Source organism: Chryseobacterium indologenes (genome assembly GCA_016025055.1).
Classification (GTDB): Bacteria; Bacteroidota; Bacteroidia; order Flavobacteriales; family Weeksellaceae; genus Chryseobacterium; species Chryseobacterium indologenes.
This window is the reverse complement of record CP065590.1, coordinates 4,677,561-4,692,935: the sequence shown is the minus strand read 5'-3', so window position 1 is coordinate 4,692,935 and position 15,375 is coordinate 4,677,561. Positions and strand designations below refer to the sequence as shown.

Sequence of the window (15,375 nt, the reverse complement as noted above, 5' to 3'; positions counted from 1 at the left end):
ATTTTCCTTTATTTTTTATAGATAGTTAGATTTCTTGCATTCACAAGGTCCTGTTGTTGCACAGTAGTGGCAGAATCAAAAAAAACAGTTCCTTCACTTTTCTGTTTTCTGCTGTTATTCTGGTTCGATACCGCAGCCATAAGCCCTCGTGTAAGACGTCTTTTCTGATTGTCGGTAAAAGAATCGGTGCCTACATACAATTTGAACTCACCTTCTCTTCCCATACCGCTTTGCTGCAGGATTTCAAGACTTTTCAGATGATTTTTTTTCTTAAATTCTTTCAGATAGCTGATGACCGGCTTTTCCGATGGCGGTCCACAGCATGAACTTCCATAAGAGATCATTAAATAATTTTGATTCTTTTGTGAATAAAAGAATGTGAAAGAAAATAAAGCTACTGCTATTATGACTTTTTTCATGTAAGTTGATTTAATTGAGAATTCTCTCAATTTTCGTGCTAAAATTAAGCTTAATATTTTATTTATTAAAATTATCCCAAACGATCTTTGAAATATCAGAAACCATCCTTGTATTTACCTTTTCTGTTTCCGTTGAATTGCTTACAAATACAGCGATTGCATAATGCTTTCCGTTAGGAAGGGTAATAATCCCCATATCATTTTCTGCAACAGTAAGTATATTGTCCGGCTTTCCGGAAGAACCCGTTTTATGAGCAACAGGCGTACTTTTGGGTAACTGTTCAACGATTTTATTGGTTCCTGTTGTAGTTCCCAACATAATCTGCATCAGGAAATCCGTCGATTTTTTTGTAAGAAGCTTACCATCATAGAATTTTTTCAATAGTGAGACAGTCGCATTGGTGCTGCTTTCGTTCCCATATTGGTTTTTCCAGTCCCTGTGCATGTCGTCCTCATTATATTTGATCTGAAGGTCTTTTGCTCCTTTAGAATCCATGAAGTGCTGAACAACCTGAGGACCGCCTATCAATCTTAAAAGAAAATCACAGGTATTGTTATCACTTTGAGCAACTGTGTACGTGATAATTTCTCCTAAAGAAAGTTCAATATTTCCTTCCGGAAATTTTTCGCGTAGCGGAGACCATGTATTTTCCAATAGATCTGATTTTTTTATTAAAAACTTCTGATCTGTTGAAAATTTACCTTTATCTGCCATATCCAATACAGCACAGGCCAGGTGAAATTTAAAAACACTGAGTAACGGCAGTTTCTTATCTCCGTTTTTACTGTACTTGAAAGCATTCTCAAAACCCAAAACAGAAACTCCTACGGTCGCTTTTTTATCTTTTATAACAGCACTGATTTTTTCGTCAAGTACGGATTTCTGTGCAGTAGCAAAGGCAGAAACCATCAGTAAAAGAAATGTTATTTTTTTCATAGAGATAAGGTTAAAAAAAAACTCCCTTTTAAAATGATAAAGGGAGCTGCAATTTAAGATATTTATTGCTATTTTATTTCAAAATAATTCAGATTGACGCCATCATCCTCAAAATGTACTCTGAGTTTATTCTCGCCTTTTTTAAGCCGAATATTTTGCACAACCGCAGTCGCCCAGTTTTCATTTTTTCCGGTAGCTTGCAGCGGAACCACAGCCAGTATCTTTCCGGCGGCATCTTCCAATCTTATTTTCGCTGGCTTTATACTGGAATATCTGATCTCCACCCTGTAATTTTTTTCGGCATTGGAACGGATGGTATATTGCATCCATTCACCGGCCTCTGTTTTCCCGACATAATACTGGTTCGTAATTTTGTCACTACACAAGTAAATATCAACGCCGTCATTTCTCATCTGCTGACCGGAGTTCCATTCTGATCTTTTGGCAGGATCACTTACCCAAAGATTGATGAAATCTTTGTCCAGATAAGCAGAACCCATTCTGCCCAAATCATATTCTGAAGCAAATATCCTTCCCGGAGCCGAATGATTTTTAAACGGCCTTGTTGCAGAGTCATTCGTTTGCCTGAACATGGCGTCAATAACATCATTTTTGACTTCCGTGTTATTCAGTCTGTAATTTTCTGCGATTTGCATCAAAGCTTTTTTAGCAGAGTCTTTTGAAGGTTTTTCACCACCATTTTTCCAATATTCTAAAAGTTTTTCATATTCAGGTGTGGTTTTTACATTCGTAATTCCGGCAATATTATCAATTTTTTTCATAGGCCAGAATGCATATCCGATATTATGCTTGTCCAACAACTGGATCAGTTCAGTAAACCAGACATTAGAGTTTTCACCGGTTTCACCGAGCCATATCGGCATATTGTGCTTTTCCCTTAAATCCAAAGCAAACTGTATCGTTTGATCATCATTGTAATTCCAGTATTTATGGAAACTGAAAGCCATGTTTTTGTCCCAGATCGGAATCAGGCCATTGTAATTATTACCCCAGCCGTTTCCTTCGATAAAAATAATATGCTTTTGGTCCACTTCACGAATGGCGGTTGTGATGTCTTTCTGTAATTTCCAGAGCGGGGCATTAGACATTTCATCCGTACCGTTTGGATTCTTGCCTGTGAAATTGATATTGGGTTCATTGATGATATCATATCCGCCCATCCATGGTTCATTTTTATAGCGGTCTGCCAGTTTCTTCCACAAGGCTACCGTTTTCCTTTGATTTTCAGCGCTTTCCCAGAGTGAGGGCTTCGTTTTATCATTATCAGAAATATTGGCATCATTTCCCTGTCCTCCGGGTGCAGCATGGAGGTCGAGAATCAGATAGATTTTATTGTCCTTACACCATCTGAGAAGATCATCAGTCATCGTAAAACCTTCTTCCAGCCAGGTATCTTTACCTTTCACAGGTTCTTTTTCAATAGGAAGAGTATAAAGATTATAGTGCATCGGAAGCCTGATCGAGTTGAATCCGGCTTTAGCCAGAAAATCAATATCCTGTTTGGTAACTCCGTTTTTCAAATACGCCTTATAAAATTCCTGCATTCCGTCTTCACCAATGAGTTCTGCGATTTTTTCCTTAATCTTATATTGTGGCCCGGCAAAATCAGCGGTTTTCAGCATATAGCCTTCCTGCAGCATCCAGCCTCCTAAACCGAGACCTCTCAGCTGAATGTTTTCACCCTTGTCATTGATAATTCTTTGTCCATCAGTTTTTAATAATTGTGATGTCCCAAATTGAGACAATAATAAAGCGGAAAATAAGATCGTTTTTTTCATAATTGGAATGGTTTAATGAGTATGGATTGTTTAGAGGTTAATATGCCCGATGGACATCGCATGGTGGAAATCTGTATTGACTCCATTTATCCTAATCCATCTGATATGCAAAACAAAATTTTTCAATAGTTTATTGAATTGTTTTCCAAATATATTGTTTTTTTGTTTTATAAATAAATTTATGTCGATAAATCAATGTATTTTGTCATTATTTATGATTTTAAAAACATTTTCAGACATTGTACTGCTATGAATGAGTTTTAAAAAAAACTATCTTGTCCTCATTTCCGAGGACAAGATAGTATGGTGAAGGCTGTTACGGAATATGCGATAACAGTCTTGTATTTCTACTCTTTTAGCTGATTAGTTTTACGATTTCCAACGCTACTTTTAATGCTTCAGTCCCGTCTTCAAGAGAAACTTCTACATTTTTATCAGCCGTAATGGCGTCAGCAAAGGAATTAAGCTCATCTAAAATGGCATTGTTAGGTTGAATATTCGGATATTCAAATAAAATCTGATTTTTCTCTCCATCCGCATTTTCAATAATCATGTCAAATGGAGTAGGAGTTTCAGGAGCGTCTTTCATTCTGATGACTTCCGCTTTTTTCTCAAGGAAATCAACAGAAATATAAGCGTCTTTCTGGAAGAATCTGCTTTTTTCTCATCGCTTTCATAGAGATTCTGGAAGTCGTAAGATTGGCTACACATCCGTTTTCGAACTCTATTCTGGCATTGGCAATATCCGGTGTTTTACTTACTACACAAACTCCGCTGGCATGAATATTTTTAACCTTTGACTTAGCCATGCTCAACAAAATGTCAAGATCATGAATCATCAGATCCAGTACCACAGAAACATCAGTTCCACGCGGATTGAACTCAGCAAGCCTGTGAATCTCTATGAACATCGGGTTTTTAATATAATCTTTGGTGGCGATAAAAGCCGGATTGTACCTTTCCACATGACCCACCTGCGCTTTGATCCCGTTTTCCTGGCAAAGACGTAAGATTTCTTCCGCCTGCTCAAGGGTTTGCGTAACCGGCTTTTCAATGAAAAAATGCAGCTTTTTCTCGATGGCTTTTAAAGCATAATCGTAGTGATAGATTGTAGGAGTAACAATATCCAGCATATCAATCTGATCCAGCAATTCATCAAAATTTTCAAAATATTTATATCCGAATTCGGCTTCTAATTTCTTTCCGTTTTCAACATCTTTATCATGGAAACCTACCAACTCGTATCTATCTGACTGATTAAGAAGTTTTAAGTGTATTTTTCCCAAGTGTCCGGCACCTACCAAACCTGCTTTTAACATAGCTGTATTAAATTTTTGTAAAGATAAGAAAGAAGTTAGATTCCAAAGGTCAGAAATTGTTTTTTGTGGATAATTCTTTTCTCCAATCCATGAAATCTAAAATCTAATTTCTTACTTTTGCCAGATGCATGATTCGTTTGTACATAAAGGAAAAAGAAAGATTTTAGTTGAATATCTTCGACACAGAATTGGAATTTCGGATGAAAATGTACTTCGGGCAATGAGTGAAGTTCCGAGACACCTTTTTATCGAAAGTATTTTTGAAGATTTTGCTTACGAGGATCGGGCATTCCCGATTCTGGCACACCAGACCATCTCACACCCTTCCACGGTGGCAGAGCAGTCCGAGTTGTTGCAGGTAAAAGCCGGGGAAAAAGTACTGGAAATAGGAACGGGTTGCGGATACCAGACAGCTGTGTTGCTTACGATGAAAGCTCATGTTTATACGGTGGAAAGACAGAAAGATTTATTTGATTTTTCGAAGAAAAAACTGCGTGAACTCCATTTATTTCCAAAATTTCAAAGTTTTGGTGACGGTTTTGCGGGACTGCCGACGTTCGCTCCTTTTGATAAAATCATCGTCACCTGTGGGGCTTCCACATTACCTACAGAGCTATTGAAACAATTGAATATAGGAGGGAAAATGGTAATTCCGCTGGGTCCTACCGACGAACAGGTATTATTCAGATTTACCAAAATAGGACCTACCGAATTTGAAAAAGAAGAATTCGGAGCTTATAAATTCGTTCCTATGCTGGGAAATACAAACCAGTAGGATAATTCAGTGTTATTTTATCATTAATTTCCTTAAAATAAAACAATTTAATTCACTTAACAACGTTTAAGATGATACCGTATGTAAGCCCATAAGGAAGAATTACTTAGCCGGATAGATAATATTTTATAAATCGTGGTGACATTGAGTGTCAGCAGAATTAATAAATTTTATCTTTTTTAATAAATTTTTAGACCCGTTTCGGAATGAAAATTGAACTTCATTATGAACTCAACCACTTAAAATCTTATTATTATGGATACGAATAGATTCAAATCGTCACACGATTTTAGTAATGTTCAGAAAAATTTGCATAATAACCCCGGATATAGTGTAGAAAGCTATTCTCAACAGGTAAAAGATTATCTCAGCGAGATGAAGGGGAAGAATCAGGAAGCGACAAAACAAGGGTTTATGAGCCATGCCCAAAAATCAGCAAAAGAAGTATGGGAAGAAATTCAGGAGATGGCCTCAGATGCCTGGGATAAACATAAAAAACATTCAGGTGAAGAAAAATAATTTTTAATATTAAAGTTAGAACCTTACTTTTCACAGAGTAAGGTTTTTTATTTAACCAATCAATGATACTATGAAAGTTTTTGTCAATAAAATGATTCCTGAAATCGGGATGAATCTGTTGAAACAAGCAGGACTGGAAGTGATACTTCCTGAAAATGAAAATCTAACACAGGAGGAATGGCTGCAGTATTGCCGGTCTGTGGATGTGATATTAAGTATTGGAAATGATTTTAAATACGATAAAAAATTTTTTGATACCTGCCCGAATATCAAAGCGATTGCTCTGTATTCTGTAGGTTTTGACCATGTTGATATTAATGAGGCTGTAAAGAGAAATATCCCGGTTGGGAATACTCCTGATGTGCTGAGCAGAGCGACTTCAGATGTTGCCTTTTTACTCATGCAGGCTGTAGCGAGGAAGGCAAGCTATAATTTCCAGAAAGTAAAAAATGGCAATTGGGGAAGTTTTGATCCGTTACATGCCCTGGGGCAGGAATTGTATGGAAAAACATTGGGCATCTTCGGATTGGGAAGAATAGGCTTTGAAATGGCTAAAAAATCAAAGCATGCTTTTGACATGAACATTATCTATCACAACCGAAACCGAAATGAAGAAGCAGAAAAAGAACTGGGAGCAATATACGTGTCCTTTGAAGAATTAATTACAAGTTCTGACGTGTTGAGCATTCATGCTAGTTTTACGCCTGAACATAAAGAACTTTTCAACGAAGAAGTCTTTAAAAAAATGAAATCCAATGCTATTTTTGTGAACACTGCCCGGGGTGGATTTCAAAACCAAAAAGATTTGTATCAGGCATTAACTGATGGCACGATCTGGGGGGCAGGCCTGGATGTAACCAATCCGGAACCTATGTCTTCTGACGATCCTATGCTGGAACTTTCAAATGTTTGTGTGTTACCTCATATAGGATCTGCCACCATGGAAGCGAGAAACGGAATGGCAAGACTTGCCGCAGAAAACCTGATAGCATTTTCCAGGGGTGAGAAGATGCCGTATTGTGCCAATCCGGAAGTTTATTCCCACCATTCATAGTAAGTTGGAATTATTTTTGTTCTCTCTTTACAAACCTAAAATCTCAACATTATGGCACCAGAGAAAAATATTAATGAGCAAAACAGGAAATTAGAACAAATGGATTATAGTCCTAATGAAGATATATTTAAAAGAGAAAAACATATTCCGCTAGACGGAGACGGAAATCCGATTGTAGACGAAGACCCCGATGAAGATAAAATAGATAAGGGGCTCGATATCCCGGGAGCAGAAGAGGATGATAAAATGGAAGAAATAGGGGAGGAAGATGAAGAAAACAATTATTGGAGCTTAAGTGACAATGATGATGATCATGAGGAAGAAAATGATGATGTTTTAACCTAAAATTTGAACGTATAGAAAAATACAGGCCTTGCTGAATCTCAGTAAGGTCTCTTTATTTTAAATGATAACCTGATTGGGTAACGGGAAATTCCCCTCCCTTGGAGTGGTGGATTCAAAAATTATTCAATTTTTGAAGACGGGGTGGTTCCATAGTGCAGAATAATAAATGCCTCCAGCTCTTTCATTACTCTATTCATATTATTTCGCACCTCATAATCATCAATGCTGAATACTAATAACCCTAAAGATTCAAGGTATTTTTGTCTTACAACATCATAGTCTTGTTTTTCATCATGGTTTGAATCATCAATTTCAATGACTAATCCTAATGTCTTCACATAAAAGTCAACAATATAATTTCCGATAATTCTTTGTCTGTCAAAATCAATTTTATAGAATATCCCTGCTCTGACTTCTTTCCAGAATAATACTTCGCCTAGAATCCGGGCTTTACGTTTTCCTTTTAGCAATGATTTTAAATGGGGACTGTAGGGTAAATTTTCTACAAAGTTTCGGACAATGGGGATTCCATTAATAGTAGTGAGGATTTCTTTCATGATTGTGTGTGTAACCACCCTGTCTTCGTCTTTCGACGAATCCACCCCTCCAGAGGAGGGGAACTGAGTGCTTTTTCTCAAATATAGTACTAAATAGTAAATTCAGGATGATAATTTAAAATAAACAAATTCGCTTTTCACCTCTACTTGCCTATATTTTATAATTTGAATATCTTTAAAACATAAAAAATTGTTTAAACATAGAACTTTAAATAGCAATATGACATTTCAAGAACAAATCCAACAGGGAATTCCTACTCAGCTGCCACAGCCAAAACCATATGAAACAAATATCAACCATGCTCCAAAACGTAAGGAGATTTTAGGAGAAGAAGAGAAAAAGCTCGCATTAAAAAATGCTTTACGTTATTTCGATCCTCGGTTTCATGCAGAGCTGATTCCTGAATTTAAGCAGGAACTCGAAGACTACGGAAGAATTTATATGTATCGTTTTCGTCCGGATTATGAGATGAAAGCAAGGTCTATCAGTGATTATCCGGGAAAATCTGAGCAGGCGAAAGCGATTATGCTGATGATCCAGAATAACCTGGATTATGCCGTTGCACAGCATCCTCATGAGTTGATTACCTATGGTGGAAACGGAGCCGTTTTCTCGAACTGGGCGCAATACCTGCTGACGATGAAATATTTATCGGAAATGAGTGATGAGCAGACTTTGGTAATGTATTCCGGGCATCCGATGGGGTTATTTCCTTCACACAAAGAGGCACCAAGGGTTGTTGTAACCAATGGAATGATGATCCCGAATTATTCTAAACCTGATGACTGGGAAAAATTCAACGCTCTTGGGGTGACCCAGTACGGGCAGATGACAGCAGGAAGTTATATGTATATCGGCCCGCAGGGTATTGTTCACGGGACTACCATTACAGTGTTGAATGCTTTCAGAAAGATCAACAAAGAACCGAAAGGAGGTCTTTTTGTAACATCCGGATTGGGAGGAATGAGTGGAGCACAGCCCAAAGCTGGAAATATCGCCGGTTGTGTTACCGTTTGTGCTGAAGTGAATCCAAAGATTACCAAAATCCGCCACGACCAGAAATGGGTCAATGAAATCCATGAAAATCTTGATGAATTGGTGAAAAGGGTAAGAGAAGCACAGGAAAATAAAGAAACCGTTTCTCTGGCTTATCTTGGAAATATTGTGGAGGTTTGGGAGAAATTTGATCAGGAAAACCTGAGAATAGATATCGGATCCGATCAGACTTCACTTCACAATCCTTGGGCAGGTGGTTATTATCCTGCAGGACAGAGCTTTGAAGAATCTAATACAATGATGGCTGAAGATCCTGAATTATTCAAAGAAAAAGTTCAGGAAACTTTGAGGAGACATGCTGCAGCCATCAATAAACACACTCAAAAAGGAACGTATTTCTTTGATTACGGAAATGCTTTCTTGCTGGAGGCTTCCAGAGCGGGAGCAGATGTAATGGCTGGTAATCCTACTTTAGGAAGAGAATTCAAATATCCTAGTTATGTTCAGGATATTATGGGACCTATGTGCTTCGATTACGGTTTTGGGCCGTTCCGATGGGTATGTACAAGCGGAAAACCTGAAGATCTGCAGAAAACAGATGATATTGCCTGTGCAGTACTTGAAGAGATGATCAAAACTGCTCCTGAAGAAATTCAGCAGCAGATGAAAGATAATATCCAGTGGATCAAAGGCGCCCAGGAAAATAAACTGGTGGTAGGGTCACAGGCAAGAATCCTATACGCTGATGCGGAAGGAAGAATGAAGATTGCCGAAGCTTTCAATAATGCAATCAAAAACGGAGAAATAGGACCTGTGGTTTTAGGAAGAGACCACCATGATGTTTCAGGAACGGATTCCCCTTACAGAGAAACATCCAACATTTATGACGGATCGAGATTTACCGCAGATATGGCGATTCACAACGTCATCGGCGACAGTTTCCGTGGGGCAACCTGGGTGTCCATCCATAATGGAGGAGGAGTAGGCTGGGGAGAAGTTATCAACGGAGGTTTCGGGATGTTGTTGGATGGCAGTGCTGATGCTAACCGAAGACTGAAATCGATGCTTTTCTGGGATGTCAATAACGGGATTTCCAGAAGAAGCTGGGCAAGAAACGAAGGCGCTATTTTCGCTATTAAAAGAGCGATGGAAGTGGAACCGAATCTGAAAGTGACGCTTCCCAACCTTGTAGATGAAAATTTACTGTAAAATATAATATTCAGCATTGGCAACGATCAACAAAAAAATGTTTTCACACCTGAACGTGGAGGATAATGATCCTGTATGGGAGAAGTTTGCTAAGGTTGAATTTTCAAAAAAATGATATTTCCGGACCATAAAGCCTATCTTGTTGAAGATGGGCTTGTCCGTAAATATTATATCAGTCATTCTTCAGATATTGAGATAGAAATATGTGCGGAGTTTTACTTTCCGGGTGATATTTTTACTGTCGGAGAAAAAGGTTCTGAGGCGATTTATGAATCGATAAGCAATGGTCTTGCCTGGGAAATTACGCTCGATGAGGTCAAAGAAATGTTTGCTGTTAATCCCGAATGCCGCTTTGTTCAGAACTATTATTTAAGCAGAAAATTGCATGCTGCCATGAAGCGCGAGATGCTTTTACTTAAAAACACCCCACAGGATCTGTATGAATATCTTTTGAATCATAAGCCACACTATATTCAGAATATTCCCCTGAAATATCTGGCTTCATATATTGGGGTAACCCCTATTTCTTTAAGCCGGATCAGAAAAAGGATTACTTGAGATAAGTAAGAAGCTTGATACAAAAAGTTTGAAGTTAGTATTTGTGTTATGTTTTTGTGAAGCTTTATCAATAAATCAAGTGAAGATACTGAGGTATGGTTATTTTATGATTATAATAACTTTCATCTTCTATCTTAATTAATTATCTTTTGTTTATTGTTTGACTTTCCCCAAGTGTTTTCCTTTGTTAAAAATAAAAATATGGAAATACAAAAGTTAAACTGGGCGGGAATAAAGCTCACTTCTCACGGTAAAATTGTTCTAATAGATGCCGTGGAAGACTTCTCATATTATAAACCCGTCCTGGGTGATGCGGTAGAAGATCTCATTGAATTTTCTGCAGAGATACAGGCAGATTATATCCTGTTTACCCATTTACATTTAGATCATTTTGATCGAGGAGTTGTCGAAAAATGCCTGAAAAAAGACGGGAAATTGATTGTATATTCCGGACTGGAGCCCTTTGTCAGAAAACATCTGGATCAGGTTGAAATGGTTGTTTTGGATTTGGATGAAACCTTTACCGAACATCAGATCACCTTTAAGCCGGTTTTTGCGATGGACGGTGTCGGCGAAATACAATCTTCCTGGATTGTAAAAGACGGAACAACTGCCATTTTTCATGGTGGTAATACCATTTGGCACAGCCAGTTCTGGAAGTTGGGAAAAGAAAACCCCACTATTGATTACGCATTTTTACCGGTTAACGGAGTGGTTGTCAACTTTGAAATTATAGGATTAGAATACAGTCCGGTTCCGGCTTCTCTTAATCTGAAAGAAGCTTTTGCTGCAGCTCATTTACTGCACGCGAAATATCTGGTTCCAATTCATTATGGACTGTTTGCCCACGAAAAATGCTACATTCCCCAGTTGTTTGATGATGGGGATTTGCAGGAAATTTCGGAAGAGATAGGGCAAGAGTATCTCCTTTTAAAGGATGGGGAAATTTTACCTCATTCATAGACGATTATACCCTGTTTTATCAAATAAATTGATAAATTTAAGGATGAAAAAAATTGGAATAATAGGCTGTGGCTGGTTGGGAAGTCATATCGCGGCTAGACTGAAAGGGCAATATGAGATTTTTGTAACCACTACATCTGAATCTAAAATAAAAGATCTCTCTGATAAAGGGTATCACGTCACACAAGTTAGTTTTGAGGATGATTTATCCGAACCAAATACAGCGTGGAAAATTGCACCACAATTGGATGCGGTGATCATTACTGTTCCTTTTGCAGGGATAAGAGGTGCTGAAATTCCATTGAACGAAAGAGCTCAGAATCTGCTTACATTTCTCGGCGATTATAAAGGACAGCTTTATTTAATGAGTTCTACCGGGGTATATCCCGGTGATGAAAAAGAATTTACAGAGGATGATAAACCTGTAGATAATGTTCCCAGTGAAAGCGTTATAAAAAATAAATTTCCTCACGTCAATATTCTGCGGTTGGCTGGATTAATGGGCGATCAGAGACTTTTAAAAAATTATAATATTTCAAATCTGGAGATGCTGGTGAATCATATCCACTATGCTGATATTTGTACAGTCATTGAAAAAATGCTGGAAAATAAGTCCCATTCCAAAGTATATAATGTGGCAGCACCCGTTCACCCCAATAAACAAGAGATTATCAATGCCCAGAAAGGGCTGCCGTATTCCCGGGAACGTACTACCGAGGGCAGAATCATTTCATCAGCCAGATTAATTTCAGATCTTAATTTTGAATTTCAATATCCGGATCCGAGGTATTTTCATATTGTGAAAGTTTAGGAAGATATAAGTTACCAAAATAAAAACCTGCGTTACAGCAGGTTTTTATTTGAGACTATTATAAAATAAAATTTACATTTTTACCGCTTTGATAGCTGCTTCATAGTTAGGTTCCTGTGAAATGTCAGGTACCTGTTCCTCATAGATGATGTTTCCTGATGGATCAATTACCACCACAGCTCTGCTCAGAAGACCTTTCATTGGAGAGTCAATCATTTCTACCCCGTAGTTCCATCCGAAGTCAGAACGGAAGTCTGAGAGCATCACCACATTTTCTATACCTTCAGCCCCGCAAAATCTTTTTTGAGCGAAAGGTAAATCCTTCGAAATACACAGAACCACCGTGTTGGGAAGATTGGCGGCATCTTCATTAAAATGATGAACCGATGCAGAGCAGACACCCGTGTCCACACTTGGAAAGATATTGAGAATAACATATCTCCCTTTGTACGATTCAAGAGTCTGATCATTCATATTGACGTCTGTCAGGGTAAACTTGGGAGCCGGTTTATTAAGTGCCGGTAATTTTGAATAGGTGCGTACAGTTTCTCCTCTCATTAAAACCGTGTTAGGACTTGCTTTGGTATTTTGGGCGAAACCGAATGCCGATACCCAAAACAGAGTACTGAAAATTATTTTTGAAAACATTGAAATTTATTTTTAACAAAATTATTCTTTTTTTCAGTTAGCTGAATTAAATTTCATTCAAATAGCTTTTAAATAGAGCAAATCTATTGAATCACTATTCTTAGAATCAATTTTTACATCTAACTTTATTCTTCAAAAAAGATTCAAATTATTAAAAAATATACTTATGAGTTCAGCAGACAATTTTTCACTTCATGATATTTTTAAAAGCGAAAATGATATTCCCGAAGAATACAGGATTCCTGAAATCCATCAGAACGTGTATCTTCTCAATGGTGAGCTGGTAGAATGGAAGGGTGAAACACAAAATATTTATTCACCTGTCTGTATTCCCACAGCAAACGGATTGGAGAGAAAACTCCTGGGAAGCATTCCGATTATTGGCTCCAAAGAGGCGATGGACGTCCTGGAAGCTTGTGTAAAAGCCTATGATAATGGTCTTGGCGAGTGGCCTACCATGTCTGTTGAAGGCAGGATTAAATGTATGCAGAAATTTGTTTACCTGATGATCCAGCAGCGTGATCTGGTTATTAAGCTGCTGATGTGGGAAATAGGGAAAACATTGGCGGATTCTGCCAAAGAATTCGACCGTACCGTAGATTACATCAATCAGACGATAGATGCTTTAAAGGATTTAGATAGAGAATCATCGCGTTTTCAACAGGCAGAAGGTACGATAGCGCAGATCAGAAGAGCTCCTTTGGGAGTGGTGCTGAGCATGGGACCTTTTAATTATCCTTTGAATGAAATATTTACCACCTTGATTCCCGCTCTGATCATGGGAAATACGATTTTATTTAAACTTCCGAAACACGGGGTACTAGCACATTATCCTTTGTTAAATGCATTCAGGGAAGCTTTCCCGAAAGGAACTGTAAACACATTATACGGAAAAGGCTCAGAAATTATCACTCCTATCATGGAAAGCGGAAAGGTAAATGTATTGGCATTTATCGGCTCAAGTAAAGTTGCCAATGGATTAAAAAAGCTGCATCCGAAAGTCAACCGTTTAAGAGCAATTTTAAGTCTGGATGCTAAAAATGCAGCTATTGTAACCAAAAATGCGAATCTGGATGTTGCAGTGAGCGAATGTATTCTGGGAGCTCTTTCTTTTTAACGGGCAACGCTGTACAGCGTTAAAGCTGATTTTTGTCCAGAAAGAAATTGCTGCAGAATTTACTGCCAAATTAAGTGAAGCAGTCTCTGCCCTGAAACCGGGCTTACCATGGGAAAAAGATGTGAAAATAACACCGCTTCCGGAGGCTAATAAACCTCCTTATTTAAAAGAATGTATAGAAGATGCTCTCACTAAAGGCGCAGCAGTGCTGAATAAAGATGGAGGGTATACTGAAGAATCATTTGTGTTCCCTGCCGTTGTCTATCCTGTCAACAGTGATATGAAGCTGTATCACGAAGAGCAATTTGGTCCGGTGATTCCTGTGGTTCCGTTTGAAGATATAGAAGAACCCATAGAATATCAGGTCAATGCTTCGCATGGGATGCAGGTAAGTATCTTTAGTGAAGATCCCCAAGAAGTTTCAAGACTGATTGATCCGTTCGTGAATCTTGTCAGCAGGGTCAATATCAACTGCCAGGCGCAACGTGGCCCCGATGTGTTTCCGTTTACCGGAAGAAAAGACAGTGCGGAAGGAACACTTTCTGTTTTTGATGCCCTTCGTTCATTTTCTATCAGGTCTTTGGTAGCTGCAAAGCTTACTGATTCAAATAAAAAATTATTAAATACCATCGTGAGAGAGCATGATTCCAACTTTTTAAGCACCGACTATATTTTCTAATCTGAATCTCAAGCTGAATTTAACATAAAATAAAAATCCGTAATAAACTTCTCTGTTTTTTAAGGATTTTTTAAATTGAAGGCTGGAATTTTAGTTTTTTGTAATTATGTGGTAGTGTTTTTATAAAACATTGCTGAAGGATTAGTGTATAAACCCATGTCTTCACTGGAAAAAGAATTTTTAGAGAAAATTGAAAAGCACAAAGGTGTTGTTTTCAAGATCTCTAAAATGTATATGGATAATAAGGACGACCAGAATGATCTCTATCAGGAGATTATTTACCAGGCCTGGAAATCATACGGTGGTTTTCAAAAGAGGAGTGATTTCTCAACATGGTTATACAGAACTGCACTGAATACTGCAATTGTTTTCTTAAGAAGTGAAAAAAAGCGTAGTTTTATACAAAATCAGAATATTGATGGGTTGAGTTCCCAACAAGAACCTTACAATGATACTGATGATGTAAATATGAAGCTTATGTATGAAGCCATCCACCAGCTAAGCCCTATTGATAAGGCGCTGATTTTCTTCTTTCTTGAAGATTTTCCGGGAAAGGAGATGGCCTGTCAGCTGGGAATCTCCGAAGTCAATGCCAGAGTAAAATTAAAAAGGGCAAAAGCCAGGCTTAAAGAGATTATCGTAAAACAGAGAACTGATTCAAACTAAACA

General features: G+C 37.9%; 14 protein-coding genes and 2 pseudogenes. 10 read left to right on the top strand and 6 right to left on the bottom strand.

The annotated features are described in order from the left end of the window. Positions 1–8: 8 nt before the first annotated feature. The 4 genes and pseudogenes from H3Z85_21700 to H3Z85_21685 all read right to left on the bottom strand — a co-directional run bounded on the left by H3Z85_21700 (position 9) and on the right by H3Z85_21685 (position 4,474). The gene (locus H3Z85_21700) at positions 9–419 is read right to left on the bottom strand and encodes a hypothetical protein (GenBank protein QPQ51789.1); all 411 of its coding nucleotides are present in this window, start codon (positions 417–419) and stop codon (positions 9–11) included. A gap of 58 nt (positions 420–477) precedes the next feature. Further along, positions 478–1,356, bottom strand: a complete 879-nt coding sequence (locus H3Z85_21695; protein QPQ51788.1) for a class A extended-spectrum beta-lactamase CIA-1 — start codon at positions 1,354–1,356, stop codon at positions 478–480. A gap of 68 nt (positions 1,357–1,424) precedes the next feature. Next, on the bottom strand, positions 1,425–3,155 hold the full coding sequence (locus H3Z85_21690; protein QPQ51787.1) for a cellulase family glycosylhydrolase: 1,731 nt from the start codon (positions 3,153–3,155) through the stop codon (positions 1,425–1,427). 355 nt (positions 3,156–3,510) lie between these two features. Continuing rightward, a pseudogene (locus H3Z85_21685) lies at positions 3,511–4,474 on the bottom strand (Gfo/Idh/MocA family oxidoreductase). A 124-nt stretch (positions 4,475–4,598) separates the two neighbouring features. On the opposite strand from H3Z85_21685, the gene H3Z85_21680 reads away from it, so the two are divergent. The 4 genes from H3Z85_21680 (at position 4,599) to H3Z85_21665 (ending at position 7,167) form a co-directional block, all read left to right on the top strand. Continuing rightward, positions 4,599–5,249, top strand: coding sequence for a protein-L-isoaspartate(D-aspartate) O-methyltransferase (locus tag H3Z85_21680; GenBank protein ID QPQ51786.1), 651 nt, complete (start codon positions 4,599–4,601; stop codon positions 5,247–5,249). 255 nt (positions 5,250–5,504) lie between these two features. After that, positions 5,505–5,768 (top strand): prevent-host-death protein, encoded by a 264-nt coding sequence (locus tag H3Z85_21675; protein ID QPQ51785.1) that lies wholly within the window; start codon positions 5,505–5,507, stop codon positions 5,766–5,768. Positions 5,769–5,838: 70 nt separating this feature from the next. Then, the gene (locus H3Z85_21670; protein QPQ51784.1) at positions 5,839–6,822 is read left to right on the top strand and encodes a D-glycerate dehydrogenase; all 984 of its coding nucleotides are present in this window, start codon (positions 5,839–5,841) and stop codon (positions 6,820–6,822) included. A 51-nt stretch (positions 6,823–6,873) separates the two neighbouring features. Next, positions 6,874–7,167 (top strand): hypothetical protein, encoded by a 294-nt coding sequence (locus H3Z85_21665; protein QPQ51783.1) that lies wholly within the window; start codon positions 6,874–6,876, stop codon positions 7,165–7,167. Between the two features lie 119 nt (positions 7,168–7,286). On the opposite strand, the gene H3Z85_21660 is transcribed toward H3Z85_21665, so the two are convergent. Beyond that, complete coding sequence (locus H3Z85_21660) at positions 7,287–7,724, bottom strand: DUF559 domain-containing protein (GenBank protein ID QPQ51782.1); 438 nt, start codon at positions 7,722–7,724, stop codon at positions 7,287–7,289. A gap of 220 nt (positions 7,725–7,944) precedes the next feature. On the opposite strand from H3Z85_21660, the gene H3Z85_21655 reads away from it, so the two are divergent. The 4 genes from H3Z85_21655 (at position 7,945) to H3Z85_21640 (ending at position 12,262) form a co-directional block, all read left to right on the top strand. After that, complete coding sequence (locus H3Z85_21655) at positions 7,945–9,930, top strand: urocanate hydratase (protein QPQ51781.1); 1,986 nt, start codon at positions 7,945–7,947, stop codon at positions 9,928–9,930. A gap of 111 nt (positions 9,931–10,041) precedes the next feature. After that, on the top strand, positions 10,042–10,488 hold the full coding sequence (locus H3Z85_21650; protein ID QPQ51780.1) for a Crp/Fnr family transcriptional regulator: 447 nt from the start codon (positions 10,042–10,044) through the stop codon (positions 10,486–10,488). 201 nt (positions 10,489–10,689) lie between these two features. After that, entirely contained in the window at positions 10,690–11,451 is a 762-nt protein-coding gene (locus H3Z85_21645) for an MBL fold metallo-hydrolase (protein ID QPQ51779.1), read from the top strand. Between the two features lie 43 nt (positions 11,452–11,494). Next, the gene (locus H3Z85_21640) at positions 11,495–12,262 is read left to right on the top strand and encodes a hypothetical protein (GenBank protein ID QPQ51778.1); all 768 of its coding nucleotides are present in this window, start codon (positions 11,495–11,497) and stop codon (positions 12,260–12,262) included. Positions 12,263–12,334: 72 nt separating this feature from the next. Here the strand turns inward: H3Z85_21640 and tpx are convergent, their stop codons facing one another. After that, positions 12,335–12,910: a thiol peroxidase gene (tpx, locus tag H3Z85_21635; GenBank protein ID QPQ51777.1), complete on the bottom strand. Its 576-nt coding sequence runs from the start codon at positions 12,908–12,910 to the stop codon at positions 12,335–12,337. A gap of 166 nt (positions 12,911–13,076) precedes the next feature. Here tpx and H3Z85_21630 point away from each other — a divergent pair. Both H3Z85_21630 and H3Z85_21625 read left to right on the top strand, forming a co-directional pair. Then, positions 13,077–14,706: pseudogene (locus H3Z85_21630) on the top strand (NADP-dependent glyceraldehyde-3-phosphate dehydrogenase). A gap of 156 nt (positions 14,707–14,862) precedes the next feature. Continuing rightward, entirely contained in the window at positions 14,863–15,372 is a 510-nt protein-coding gene (locus tag H3Z85_21625; GenBank protein ID QPQ51776.1) for a sigma-70 family RNA polymerase sigma factor, read from the top strand. Positions 15,373–15,375 lie beyond the last annotated feature (3 nt).

What these genes read in the sequence shown, in the direction of transcription:
- H3Z85_21700 (QPQ51789.1), bottom strand. Translation starts at nt 419, where the DNA reads ATGAAAAAAGTCATAATAGCAGTAGCTTTATTTTCTTTCACATTCTTT.
- H3Z85_21695 (QPQ51788.1), bottom strand. Translation starts at nt 1,356, where the DNA reads ATGAAAAAAATAACATTTCTTTTACTGATGGTTTCTGCCTTTGCTACT.
- H3Z85_21690 (QPQ51787.1), bottom strand. Translation starts at nt 3,155, where the DNA reads ATGAAAAAAACGATCTTATTTTCCGCTTTATTATTGTCTCAATTTGGG.
- H3Z85_21680 (QPQ51786.1), top strand. Translation starts at nt 4,599, where the DNA reads ATGCATGATTCGTTTGTACATAAAGGAAAAAGAAAGATTTTAGTTGAA.
- H3Z85_21675 (QPQ51785.1), top strand. Translation starts at nt 5,505, where the DNA reads ATGGATACGAATAGATTCAAATCGTCACACGATTTTAGTAATGTTCAG.
- H3Z85_21670 (QPQ51784.1), top strand. Translation starts at nt 5,839, where the DNA reads ATGAAAGTTTTTGTCAATAAAATGATTCCTGAAATCGGGATGAATCTG.
- H3Z85_21665 (QPQ51783.1), top strand. Translation starts at nt 6,874, where the DNA reads ATGGCACCAGAGAAAAATATTAATGAGCAAAACAGGAAATTAGAACAA.
- H3Z85_21660 (QPQ51782.1), bottom strand. Translation starts at nt 7,724, where the DNA reads ATGAAAGAAATCCTCACTACTATTAATGGAATCCCCATTGTCCGAAAC.
- H3Z85_21655 (QPQ51781.1), top strand. Translation starts at nt 7,945, where the DNA reads ATGACATTTCAAGAACAAATCCAACAGGGAATTCCTACTCAGCTGCCA.
- H3Z85_21650 (QPQ51780.1), top strand. Translation starts at nt 10,042, where the DNA reads ATGATATTTCCGGACCATAAAGCCTATCTTGTTGAAGATGGGCTTGTC.
- H3Z85_21645 (QPQ51779.1), top strand. Translation starts at nt 10,690, where the DNA reads ATGGAAATACAAAAGTTAAACTGGGCGGGAATAAAGCTCACTTCTCAC.
- H3Z85_21640 (QPQ51778.1), top strand. Translation starts at nt 11,495, where the DNA reads ATGAAAAAAATTGGAATAATAGGCTGTGGCTGGTTGGGAAGTCATATC.
- tpx (QPQ51777.1), bottom strand. Translation starts at nt 12,910, where the DNA reads ATGTTTTCAAAAATAATTTTCAGTACTCTGTTTTGGGTATCGGCATTC.
- H3Z85_21625 (QPQ51776.1), top strand. Translation starts at nt 14,863, where the DNA reads ATGTCTTCACTGGAAAAAGAATTTTTAGAGAAAATTGAAAAGCACAAA.